The sequence below is a fragment of the Streptomyces sp. YS-3 genome (assembly GCF_045257485.1).
Lineage (GTDB): Bacteria > Actinomycetota > Actinomycetes > Streptomycetales > Streptomycetaceae > Streptomyces.
Window position 1 is genome coordinate 1 of record NZ_JBJHPC010000193.1, and the last position, 11,642, is coordinate 11,642.

At 69.9% G+C, this 11,642-nt stretch carries 10 protein-coding genes; 5 read left to right on the top strand and 5 right to left on the bottom strand.

The window, feature by feature from the left end; all coding sequences use genetic code 11:
• The first annotated feature begins 156 nt into the window (after positions 1-156).
• Positions 157-1,143, top strand: coding sequence for an alpha/beta fold hydrolase (locus tag ACJA3G_RS17570; RefSeq protein ID WP_406553941.1), 987 nt, complete (start codon positions 157-159; stop codon positions 1,141-1,143).
• Positions 1,144-1,218: 75 nt separating this feature from the next.
• A complete protein-coding gene (locus tag ACJA3G_RS17575; RefSeq protein ID WP_406553942.1) occupies positions 1,219-2,685 on the top strand; it encodes an FAD-dependent monooxygenase in 1,467 nt (488 codons plus the stop codon).
• A gap of 70 nt (positions 2,686-2,755) precedes the next feature.
• On the opposite strand, the gene ACJA3G_RS17580 is transcribed toward ACJA3G_RS17575, so the two are convergent.
• From ACJA3G_RS17580 to ACJA3G_RS17590, 3 genes are all read right to left on the bottom strand, one after another.
• Positions 2,756-2,890 (bottom strand): hypothetical protein, encoded by a 135-nt coding sequence (locus ACJA3G_RS17580; RefSeq protein WP_406553943.1) that lies wholly within the window; start codon positions 2,888-2,890, stop codon positions 2,756-2,758.
• Positions 2,891-2,984: 94 nt separating this feature from the next.
• Positions 2,985-3,806, bottom strand: a complete 822-nt coding sequence (locus tag ACJA3G_RS17585; protein ID WP_406553944.1) for a BTAD domain-containing putative transcriptional regulator — start codon at positions 3,804-3,806, stop codon at positions 2,985-2,987.
• Positions 3,807-3,894: 88 nt separating this feature from the next.
• The gene (locus ACJA3G_RS17590) at positions 3,895-4,728 is read right to left on the bottom strand and encodes a BTAD domain-containing putative transcriptional regulator (protein ID WP_406553945.1); all 834 of its coding nucleotides are present in this window, start codon (positions 4,726-4,728) and stop codon (positions 3,895-3,897) included.
• Between the two features lie 562 nt (positions 4,729-5,290).
• Here ACJA3G_RS17590 and ACJA3G_RS17595 point away from each other — a divergent pair.
• Positions 5,291-5,752: a carboxymuconolactone decarboxylase family protein gene (locus ACJA3G_RS17595; RefSeq protein ID WP_283141628.1), complete on the top strand. Its 462-nt coding sequence runs from the start codon at positions 5,291-5,293 to the stop codon at positions 5,750-5,752.
• A gap of 200 nt (positions 5,753-5,952) precedes the next feature.
• On the opposite strand, the gene ACJA3G_RS17600 is transcribed toward ACJA3G_RS17595, so the two are convergent.
• A complete protein-coding gene (locus ACJA3G_RS17600; protein WP_406553946.1) occupies positions 5,953-6,654 on the bottom strand; it encodes a gamma-glutamyl-gamma-aminobutyrate hydrolase family protein in 702 nt (233 codons plus the stop codon).
• Positions 6,655-6,984: 330 nt separating this feature from the next.
• Here ACJA3G_RS17600 and ACJA3G_RS17605 point away from each other — a divergent pair, with 330 nt between their 5' ends.
• Complete coding sequence (locus ACJA3G_RS17605; RefSeq protein ID WP_406553947.1) at positions 6,985-7,674, top strand: hemerythrin domain-containing protein; 690 nt, start codon at positions 6,985-6,987, stop codon at positions 7,672-7,674.
• A gap of 117 nt (positions 7,675-7,791) precedes the next feature.
• On the top strand, positions 7,792-8,034 hold the full coding sequence (locus ACJA3G_RS17610; RefSeq protein ID WP_406553948.1) for a DUF6191 domain-containing protein: 243 nt from the start codon (positions 7,792-7,794) through the stop codon (positions 8,032-8,034).
• Between the two features lie 109 nt (positions 8,035-8,143).
• On the opposite strand, the gene ACJA3G_RS17615 is transcribed toward ACJA3G_RS17610, so the two are convergent.
• Positions 8,144-11,642, bottom strand: a 3,499-nt coding sequence (locus tag ACJA3G_RS17615; RefSeq protein ID WP_406553949.1) for a multifunctional oxoglutarate decarboxylase/oxoglutarate dehydrogenase thiamine pyrophosphate-binding subunit/dihydrolipoyllysine-residue succinyltransferase subunit, incomplete at its 5' end; no start/stop codon positions are given.

Sequence of the window (11,642 nt, forward strand, 5' to 3'; positions counted from 1 at the left end):
CGCCACCCCCCACTGGCACCGGCAAGTCCCCCCATGTAGGCACCCGTATGACAGGTAGGACGCAGCATGTCGCTGGACCGCAGAACGATGCGCCACCCCCCACTGGCACCGGCAAGTCCCCCCATGTAGGCACCCGTATGACAGGTAGGACGCAGCATGTCGCTGGACCGCAGAACGATGATCAGCCTGGGCGCCGGGTCCGCCGCCCTCGCGATGGCCGGCGGCGTCGCCGTCGCCGAGCCCGCCGGGGCCACCCCCGGGCACCACGTCCCCACGGACGCCGCCCTGGCCAGGTCCCTCCCCGGTGGCTTCCGCAGCCGCCACGCACACGCCAACGGCGTACGGCTGCACTACGTCACCGGCGGCTCGGGCGATCCGGTGGTCCTGCTCGCGGGCTGGCCGCAGACCTGGTGGGCCTGGCGGCACATCATGCCGGAGCTGGCCCGCAGCCACCGCGTCATCGCGGTCGACGTCCGGGGGATGGGCGGCTCCGACAAGCCGCAGGGCGGCTACGACAAGAAGACGATGGCCCGCGACGTGTACGAGCTGGTGCGCTCGCTCGGCCACAGCCGGGTGAACATCGTCGGCCACGACATGGGCGCGATGGTGGCGTACAGCTTCGCCGCCAACCACCCCGCGGCCACCCGCAGGCTCTCGGTCGTCGACACCCTGCACGTCGACGAGACCCAGTACGACATCCCGCTGCTGCCCCGCCCCGGCCACGGCTTCAACCTCTGGTGGTGGGCGTTCAACCAGGTGCAGGGTCTGCCCGAGCAGCTGGCGGCCGGCCGGATGCGGCACATCATCGACTGGCTCTTCGCCCACTCCCTCCCCGACCAGAGCCTCGTCCCCGACTTCGACCGGGCGGTCTACGCGCAGCGCTACGACTCGCCGGACGCCGTACGCGCCGGGACCGCCTGGTACAAGGCCGCCCACCAGGACATCGCGGACCTGAAGACCTACGGCAGGGTCACCGCGCCCGTGCTCGGTGTCGCCTCGCAACTCACGTACGACCAGTTCCGGCAGGTCCTGCCGACGCTGGCACCGGACGTCCGCGTGGTGTACGCGGACCGGTCGATCCACTACATCCCCGAGGAGCAGCCCGAGCTGCTCACCCGTGAACTGCTGAAGTTCCTCGCCTGACCGGCCCGATCCGGGGCGGACCGGTCAACGGTACTTATCCCATGGCCTGTTCAACATGTGTACGAGGAGTGTGACATGACTCAGGGCGCAATCATCGTCGGAGCCGGACCGGTCGGGTTGATGCTCGCCGGTGAACTCAAGCTCGGCGGCGTGGACGTGGCCGTGTACGACCGGTTGCCCGCGCCGAGCGGCGAGTCCCGGGGCGTCGGCTTCACCCGCCGCGCCGCCGAGGTCTTCGACCAGCGCGGACTGCTCGCCCGCTTCGGGGACGTCGAATGGGCCCAGGGCCACTTCGGCGGGGTGCGCATCGACTTCTCCAAGCTGGAGGACAACCACTTCAGCGTCCGGGGTGTCCCCCAGTTCCGTACCGAGGAGATCCTGGAGGCGTGGCTGGGGGAGCTCGGGGTCACCGTCCACCGCAACCACGAGGTGACGGGATTCCGGGAGACCGAGGACGGTGTCGTCGTCTCCTTCGAGGGCCCCGACGGGCCGGGCGAGGAGGAGGCCCGGTACCTCGTCGGCTGTGACGGGGCGCGCTCGGTCGTCCGCAAGACCGCGGGCATCGACTTCCCCGGCTGGGACGCCACACGAGGCATGTACATGGCCGACCTGGTCGGTGCCGGGGTGCGCCAGCGGCCCATCGGGGAGCAGGTGCCCGGCGGCATGGTGATGGCGTTCAACCTGGAGAACGGCGTCGACCGGATCGTCATCCACGACGAGAAGCTGCGCCCGCACGAGGACAAGAGCCAGCTCACCTTCGAGGTCGTCGCCGACGCCTGGCAGCGGATGACGGGGGAGTCCCTGCACCACGCCGAGGTCCGCTGGATCAGCGCCTTCACCGACACCACCCGCCAGGCCTCGCAGTACCGCAAGGGCCGGGTCTTCCTGGTCGGTGACGCCACCCACATCCATATGCCGGCCGGTGCGCAGGGCATGAGCGTGGGCGTGCAGGACGCGGTGAACCTGGGCTGGAAGCTGGCCGCGGCCATCAACGGCTGGGCGCCCGAGGGTCTGCTCGACACCTTCCAGTCCGAGCGCCACCCGGTCGGCGAGAAGCTGATGCGCAACACCCGCGCGCAGACCCGCCTCTACCTCACCGGCGAGGAGATGGAGCCGCTGCGGGCGGTGATGCGCGAGCTCGTCGAGTCCCCGGACGTCGCCCGCCATCTGGCCGGTCAGGTCAGCGGCCTGGACGTGCGGTACGACATGGGCGCCACCGGCCACCCCCTGCTGGGTCTGCGCCTCTCGCCGGACCGCGAGATCGAGCGCGCCGAGGGCGGGCGGGTCCGGGTCGCGGAGCTGCTGCACAGCGCCCGCGGTGTCCTGATCACCACCGGCGACTCGCGCGAGGCCGCCGAGCTCGCCGCGGGCTGGGCGGACCGCGTCGACGTGGTCACCGGCGAGTGGGTCCCCGCACAGGGCCCCGCGGGCGACGACGCCGAGGCCGTCCTGCTGCGCCCCGACGGACACGTTGCCTGGACCGCGCCGGACGGCGGCAAGCTCCGCGAGGCGCTGGAGCGCTGGTTCGGCACGGAGAACTGACGGGTGCGGACGTACGGGACGGCCGTCGCGCCCCACGGGGCGGCGGCCGTGCCCGTCACGGACGGGGCGGTCAGTCGATTCCCCGGATGATGTTCAACTCGACGTCGTCCTCCTCCGCCCCGGCGAGCCGGAGCGGAGGAGCGACGGCGGCGAGGTCACCCGGCCGAAACTCATGATCTTCCCGGTCTTCCCTGTTCTCGTACATCTGCTCCCCCTTCGCATGGATACGAGCACGGGCTGTTCGAGGATGGCCGTGCGGGGGCGGCACGGCGAGCCGCCCGGGTTGCACACGGCCGGGATCAGGCCGCGTACAGATCGAAGGTGGAGGTGCGGCGGGGGCCCGCGACGACGTCGAGCTGGGGGTCGACGGAGAGGATCGCCTGGTGCAGCCGCTGGAGCTGCGGCGAGGGTTCCACCCCGAGGTCCTCGATGAGCCGCCCGCGCAGCCTGCGGTACACATCGAGCGCGGTGGCCTGCCGCCCGGAGCGGTAGAGCGCCACCATGGCCTGCGAGTGCAGCCCCTCGTGCTGGGGGTGACGGGCGATCAGATCGGTGAGCTCGGCGGTGAGTTCGGCGTGCCGCCCCAGACGTAAGTCGGCGTCGATGCGGCGTTCCCGCACCACCAGCCGGCTCTCCTCCAGACGCATCACCTCGATGTCGAGGATCGGCCCGACCCGCACGTCCACCAGGGCGGGGCCCTCCCACAGGTCGAGCGCGCGCCGGAAGCAGTCCGCCGCCCGCTCGTTGTGGCCCTCGTCGAACGCCAGCTGGCCCTCCGCCGCCAACTGCTCGTACGTGTGGACGTCGACCGCCTCGGACGGGATCTGGAGCAGATAGCCGCCGTAGCGGGTGGCCAGAACATCCTTGGCCGAAACATGCGCATCGGGCCCCATGGCCCCGGCCAGCCGCCGCCGCAGCTGGAGGATGTACGTCTGGAGGGTGGTCAGCGCGCTCTGCGGCAGCTCGGTGCCCCAGATCTCCTCCATCAGCGTCGGTACGGGGATGACGCGCCCCGGGTACAGGGCGAGCAGCGCGAGGATCTGGCGGGGCTTGCCCGCCGTGGGAACGACGGAGACTCTGTTCACTTCGGCACTCAAGGGGCCCAGGACCTGGATTTTCACGGCTTCCTCTCGGATAAAAGGCGGGGGTGCGCCGGGACATCGTTGTCTCCCCCCGGGGCCTGGCCGCCGGGGGCGTGTGCGTCGGGGGTCAGCTCGCGCGGGCGGCGAACCGTTCGGCGGCGGGGGCGCTGTCGGGCACCGGCGAGCCGGGCCGGGCCGCGAGGATCGCCATCTGGAGCCGGCCGAGCGCGGCCGAGGGCTCCAGGCCCGCCCGGGCGACGAGGGTCGCGCGCAGCCGCTGGTAGGCGCCGAGCGCCTCGCTGCGCCGCCCGGAGCGGTGCAGCGCCAGCATGTACTGGCCGTGCAGCGCCTCGTGCATCGGATAGCGGCTGACCAGGACGGTGAGCTCGGAGAGCAGCTCGCGGTGGCGGCCCAGACGCAGATCGGCCTCGATACGCCGGTCCAGGGCGGCGAGCCGCGCCTCTTCCAGCCGCTCGGCCTCGGTGCTCAGCCGGCTGCCCTGGTGGACGCCGGTGAGGGCGGGCCCGGTCCACAGGGCGAGCGCCTCGCGCAGCAGCCGGGCGGCGCCCTCGTGGTCGCCGACGTCCATGGCGCGGTGACCGGCCGTGGCGCGCCGCTCGAACTCGCGGAAGTCCACGGTGCCCTCGCCGTCCTCGGTCTCCAGGCGGTAGCCGCCGGGCAGCGTGACGAGGACGTCCTTGGGGCTGCGGCGCTCGCCGTCCCGGCGGGCCAGCGCCTCGCCGATCAGCTCGCGGAGCTGCATCACATACGTCTGCACGGTGGTACGGGCACTGCGCGGCGGGGTGTCGTCCCAGAGTTCTTCTGCCAGCGTCGCCAGCGGCACCACCTGGTCGGAGTGGAGCGCGAGGAGGGCCAGCACCTGCCGCGGCTTCGGGGCAGTGGGCGCGATCGATAACCCGTTCTTCCGCACCGACAGTGCACCCAGCACTTCGATGTCCATGTTTCTCCCCAGAGTCGGGAAATACGGGGGGTAAGGGTATTCGGGTCGGAAGTGTCCGCTCGGCTGGCAGGCCCTCGGCGGCAACCCGCTTTGATCATGTGCCCGAACCCACCCGTCGCGGCAAGCCCGTCTGTGGCCGATCTGACGTACCTGTCAAAGAACTGACGGCGGTGTCAAAATTCTGTAGCAATCGCGAATTGGGCTCGGATTGAAGCCACTCGACTCTGGGTAAAGAACCGCCGGATGTGGCGGATTTTCCGGGCTCTGCGCCCCGCTCCCGCCCTGCTCCCGCTCCCGCTCCCACCCCGTACTTCTGGTGCCCCGGGATCCGGATCTTACGCCGTCCTTAGGCAAGCGCCCAGCGCACAGCCGTGCCCGCCGCGCAGATGTGGCGTGGGTCACACCTGACACCCGTCACATTCACGCGCCACGTTTCGTCATAGCTGTGACGGAGGAAGCCGACCGGTGTGGATGTTCTGGCAGGGCCGGTCGGCGTCCGACGTCGCGGTTTTCCGTGTGATGTGTTCGGCGTTTACGTGAATCTTTTTGAGGAGAGCAAATCATGACTGCTCGGGCCAAGCACCCTGCTTTTGTCGTTCCCGGTGCCATTGACGCTCTGGTGGCGCTGGGAAAGGCCAGCAAGGAAGTCCCCGGCGTCGATGTGAAGCTGCTTGAGCTGCTGCATCTGCGGGCGAGCCAGATCAACGGCGACGGTGCCAACGCGGACCGTCACCCGCGTCTGGCGAAGGCCGCCGGCGAGACCTCGGACGAGCGCCTGTTCGCTGTGGCCGCCTGGCGCAACACCCCGTACTTCACGGACGCCGAGCGCGCGGCCCTGGCGCTCGCCGAGGCCGTGACCCGCCTCGCGGACCGTGAGGACGCGGTCTCGGACGAGGTGTGGAACGACGCGGCCAAGCACTTCAACGAGCAGCAGCTCGCGGCGATCGTCCTCTCGGTCGCCACCGCGAACCTGTGGAACCGTCTGCACGTGGCCATCGGCCAGGTTGCCGACCCCAACAGCTGATCACCCCCGTACAGCTGCTGGTGCCGGCCGGCACCCCCGACGGCCGGCGGTCGGGCGGACGGCTCGACGGCGGACGGCCCGTTCACCGCAAGGACGTTGCGGTGAACGGGCCGTTTTTGTGTGCGTGCGACGCGTGAGGGAGTCGAGGCGGGCGGGGCCGGGGCCGGGGGTGTCGGCCCCCGGCCCTGCCCCTTGTCCCCCTACCTCTGCTGCTTCCTGGCGGCCTCGATGAAGGCCTCGAAGAGGGGCAGGGTGTCGCTGCCGAGCTCTCCGTGGGCCTGGAGCCCGGCGAGGAACGGGGCCGAGGGGTCCTCGGCCTCGGCGCCCTCGATGACCCCGTCGTCCGACCAGGCGGTGGCGACCAGACCGGCGCCGAGCTTGTCGATGCCCTGGTGGTGGTGGCAGTAGACGGTGGCGGTCGGCCCGAGGGCGCTGCCGAGCAGGGAGTCCGGCTTCACCTGGATCTCGCGCGGCTCGTACTTCCCGGGCACCACCGGCGAATGCTCGGGCAGGTGCTGGTCGAGCGTGCCGCCGCGGATGATGGAAATCAGCTGGAGGCCGCGGCAGACACCGAGCACGGGAATCCCGCGCCGCTCGGCGACGGCGAGCGCCGCGAGTTCGGCGGTGTCCCGGGCCTGGTGCGGCGGGAACGTGAACTTCCCGCGCTCGGCACCGTAAAGAGCGGGGTCGATGTCGGCCCCACCGCTCATCAGCAGGGCGTCGGCGCGCGCCATCACGTCGTCGACCGCGTCCGGAATCGGCGGTACGAGGACCGGAGCCCCGCCGGCCTGATGCACCTTCTCCATGTACTCCCACGGGAGAAGAGCCACATGTACCTCTCCCCAAATGTTCCAATTCACCGTTGTCAGGTCGGCGGTCACCGCCACGACGGGCCGAGTCATCGAATGTCGTCCTTCCCAATTCCAGCGAAATGGAGTTTCACTAGAGCGTCGCTTGTGCGCTTCTCGAGTGCCCCGGACATGCCCGCAACGCTGTTACGGGCGGGGGCGGAGTCGTAGATCAAGAATTGCACAGAGCCCGGCTCTGTGGAAGAAATAGAAAAATAGGTACGGTGGAAACACGGTCGTCTTTCGGAAGAAAGCGACGAGAACCGCGTGCGTTCAACTGCGGGGTGATCGCAGTCGAACACCCCTATGGGGCACGCGGAGCCTTTGCGTACCCTCGCGGCAGTGATCGGTCCATTAGTGTCAAATAACTGGGGGATACCAGACATGACCGCCGCGACAGACAACCCGGGCGCCCGTATGTATCAGGAGTTCCTCGCCGTGCACGCGATCCTGCGGCGGGGAACGGAACTGGTGGCGAACGCTTTCGAGCGCCTGGGCGAGGGCGACCGGGTCAGCGTCAAGGAACTGATCGACACGACGCAGTGGCTGATCGACTTCACCCACCACCACCACGAGTCGGAGGACGAGCTGTTCTGGCCCGTCCTGCACGGGCTGTACCCCGACTCGGTGGCGGCGTTCGACACGCTCAACGAGGAGCACGCGGAGCTGGACCGGGAACTGGGCGGCCTGAGCCGGGCGGTGGAGCTGCTGTCGGCCGCCAACGAGACGGGCGAGGACGCGGGTTCGGCCGCGGTGACACGGGCGGCGGAGGCCGGCACGGCGGCGGCGCGCAAGGTCCGCGACATCCTGGCCGGACACCTGGACACCGAGGAGCCGGTCGTCCGTGACCTCTTCCCCGGCGTCCCCGCCGGCGAGGTCGACCGCCTCCGCACGGCGATCACCGAGGGCAGCCCCAAGTCCGGCGGCCACCTGGTCTTCGGCCTCCTGGAGGACCCCGAGGAGGCGGAGGGCTACGACGAGATCCTCGCGAGCTTCCCCCTCGCCTTCCGCTCCCACCGGCCGCAGCTGGTGCAGATGTATGTGGAGAGCAAGAAGGCGCTGGGGCTGCTGTAGGCGGGGGCGGGGCGGGGGACGTGCCCGGCGGTCCGGTATTGCCCGCCATGATCGGGATATGACAGCCCCCGCACAGCGTTATGTGGGTACGGGACCACATACCGGAGGTGACCGCCCGTGTTCGGATCGGCCATGAACGAGCTCTTCGCGCCTGGCAAGCGGCACGAGGAGGAGGAGCGGCGGCGGCAGGAGATCACGCTCGACGAGGTCGGGGACGCCGACCCCGGGCGGGGGCCCATAGATCTGGCCAGTGGGGCCGTCACCATACGGGTGCCGCCCAAGCCCGGTGCGGACGAGGGCGCGGACGACAACGACAGCGACGGCGGCGAGGACGGAAGCGGGGGCGGGGGCGGCGCCTAGCGGGCGCGCGTACGCCAAAGGGCCCGGCACCCCGATTCCCCGGGGTGCCGGGCCCTCCGTACACAGCCTCGGCCTCAGCCGGCCGTGGTCACAGCCTCAGCGGCGGCGACTACGCGTCGAAGACCTCCGCGCACAGCTGCTCCTGCTCCTGCTCGTGCCGCTTCTTCGAGCCCACCGCGGGCGACGAGGAGTGCGGGCGCGAGATGCGGCGCAGGCGCTCGCCGTGCGGGACGTCCGCGCCGACCGCCAGGTCCAGGTGGTCGATCAGGTTGAGCGCGATGAACGGCCAGGCACCCTGGTTCGCCGGCTCCTCCTGGGCCCACAGGTACTTCTCGGCGTTCGGGTACTTGGCGATCTCGGCCTGGAGCTCCGCACCCGGCAGCGGGTACAGGCGCTCCAGACGGATCAGCGCCGTGTCCGTCGCGCCGCGCTTCTCGCGCTCGGCCTTCAGGTCGTAGTAGACCTTGCCGGCGCAGAAGACGACCTTGCGGACCGCGTTGGCGTCGACGAACTCGTCACCGATCACCGGACGGAAGCCGCCCGTGGTGAACTCCTCCACCTTCGACGCCGCAGCCTTCAGACGCAGCATCGACTTCGGGGTGAAGACGATGAGCGGCTTGTGGTGCGGGTTGTGCACCTGCCAGCGCAGGAGGTGGAAGTAGTTCGACGGGAGCGTCGGCATCGCGACCGTCATGTTGTTCTGCGCGCACATCTGGAGGAAGCGCTCGGGGCGGGCGGACGAGTGGTCCGGGCCCTGGCCCTCGTAGCCGTGCGGAAGCAGGAGCGTGACGCCGGACGTCTGGTTCCACTTCTGCTCGGCCGAGGAGATGAACTCGTCGACGACCGTCTGCGCGCCGTTGACGAAGTCGCCGAACTGCGCCTCCCACATCACCAGGGACTCGGGACGGGCCAGCGAGTAGCCGTACTCGAAGCCCATCGCCGCGTACTCGGAGAGCAGCGAGTCGTAGACGTTGTACCGCGCCTGCTCCTCGGTGAGGTACATCAGCGGGGTGTAGTCCTCGCCGGTCTCCTGGTCGACCAGGACCGCGTGGCGCTGGCCGAAGGTGCCGCGGCGGGTGTCCTGGCCGGAGAGGCGCACCGGGGTGCCCTCCATCAGCAGCGAGCCGATGGCCAGGGTCTCGCCCATGCCCCAGTCGATCGTGCCGTCGTCGACCGAGGCGGCGCGGCGCTGGAGCTGCGGCATCAGCCGCGGGTGGACCTTGATCCGGTCGGGGATGTTCACCTGCGACTCGGCGATGCGCTTGACGACCTCCTGGGAGACCGCGGTGGTCACCGCCGCCGGGAACTCGGCCTGCGGCTCCGGGGACTGGATCTCGCCCGCCTGCGCGGTGGTGGCCTCGCGGACCTCGGCGAAGACCTTCTCCAGCTGGCCCTGGAAGTCCTGGAGCGCCTGCTCCGCCTCTTCCAGCGTGATGTCGCCGCGACCGATCAGCGACTCGGTGTACAGCTTGCGCACCGAGCGTTTCTTGTCGATCAGGTTGTACATCTGCGGGTTGGTGAACTGCGGGTTGTCGCCCTCGTTGTGACCGCGGCGGCGGTAGCAGATGAGGTCGATCACGACGTCCTTGTTGAACGTCTGGCGGAACTCGAAGGCCAGCCGCGCCACGCGGACCACGGCCTCCGGGTCGTCGCCGTTCACGTGGATGATCGGGGCCTCGATCATGCGGGCCACGTCGGTGGCGTACATCGAGGAGCGGGAGGACTCCGGCGCCGCGGTGAAGCCGACCTGGTTGTTGATGACGATGTGGACCGTGCCGCCGGTGCGGTAGCCGCGCAGCTGCGACATGTTCAGGGTCTCGGCCACCACGCCCTGGCCCGCGAAGGCCGCGTCGCCGTGCAGGGCGACCGGCAGGACCGTGAAGTCCGTGCCGCCCTTGTTGATGACGTCCTGCTTGGCGCGGACGACACCCTCCAGGACCGGGTCGACCGCCTCCAGGTGCGAGGGGTTGGCGACCAGCGAGACCTTGATCTGCTCGCCGTCCAGGCCCGTGAAGGTGCCCTCGGCGCCCAGGTGGTACTTGACGTCGCCGGAGCCGTGCATCGACTTCGGGTCGAGGTTGCCCTCGAACTCGCGGAAGATCTGCGCGTACGACTTGCCGACGATGTTGGCCAGGACGTTCAGCCGGCCGCGGTGGGCCATGCCGATGACGACCTCGTCCAGGCGCGACTCGGCCGCGCTGTCGATGACCGCGTCGAGCAGCGGGATGACCGACTCGCCGCCCTCGAGGCTGAAGCGCTTCTGGCCGACGTACTTGGTCTGCAGGAACGTCTCGAACGCCTCCGCCGCGTTCAGACGCCGCAGGATGCGCAGCTGCTCCTCGCGCTCCGGCTTGGAGTGCGAGCGCTCCACCCGGTCCTGGATCCACTTGCGCTGCTTGGGGTCCTGGATGTGCATGAACTCGATGCCGGTGGTGCGGCAGTACGAGTCGCGCAGCACGCCGAGGACGTCGCGCAGCTTCATCAGGGACTTGCCCGCGAAACCGCCGACCGCGAACTCGCGCTCCAGGTCCCACAGGGTGAGGCCGTGCTCGGTGATGTCCAGGTCGGGGTGCTTGCGCTGGCGGTACTCCAGCGGGTCGGTGTCGGCCATGACGTGGCCGCGGACCCGGTAGGAGTGGATCAGCTCGAAGACGCGCGCGGCCTTGGTGACGTCGTCGTCGTGCGAGGCGTCGATGTCCTTGAGCCAGCGGACCGGCTCGTAGGGGATGCGCAGCGACTCGAAGATGCCGTCGTAGAAGCCGTCCTCGCCGAGGAGGAGGTTGGCGACGATCCGCAGGAACTCGCCGGAGGCGGCGCCCTGGATGACACGGTGGTCGTACGTCGAGGTGAGGGTCATCACCTTGGAGATGCCCAGCTTGTTCAGGGTGTCCTGGGAGGTGCCCTGGAACTCGGCCGGGTAGTCCATCGAGCCGACGCCCATGATGACCGACTGTCCGGGCATCAGACGCGGCACGGAGTGGACGGTGCCGAGGCCGCCCGGGTTGGTGAGGGAGACCGTCACACCCGAGAAGTCGTCCATCGTGAGCTTGCCCTGGCGGGCCCGCTTGACGATGTCCTCGTACGCCTGCCAGAACTCGAAGAAGTTGAGCGTCTCGGCCTTCTTGATGCCCGCGACGACCAGCTGGCGGTCGCCGTTGGGCTTCACCAGGTCGATGGCGAGACCGAAGTTGATGTGCTCCGGCTTGACCAGGGTGGGCTTGCCGTCCTTCTCCGTGAAGGAGTAGTTCATCGACGGCATGGCCTTGATGGCCTGCACCATCGCGTACCCGATGAGGTGGGTGAAGGAGATCTTCCCGCCCCGGGCGCGCTTCAGGTGGTTGTTGATGACGATCCGGTTGTCGAACAGCAGCTTCACCGGCACCGCGCGCACCGAGGTGGCCGTCGGGACGTCGATGGAGGCGTGCATGTTCTTCGCCACGGCGGCGGCGGGGCCGCGCAGGGTGACGTACTCCGGACCGGCCGGGGCCTCGGTCGCCGGGGCGGCCTTGGCGGCAGCGGCGGGCTTCGCGGCGGGCGCCGGAGCGGCCTTCGCGGGAGCCGGAGCCGGGGCCTGCGCCGGGGTCTGCGCCTGAGCCGGGGTCTGCGCC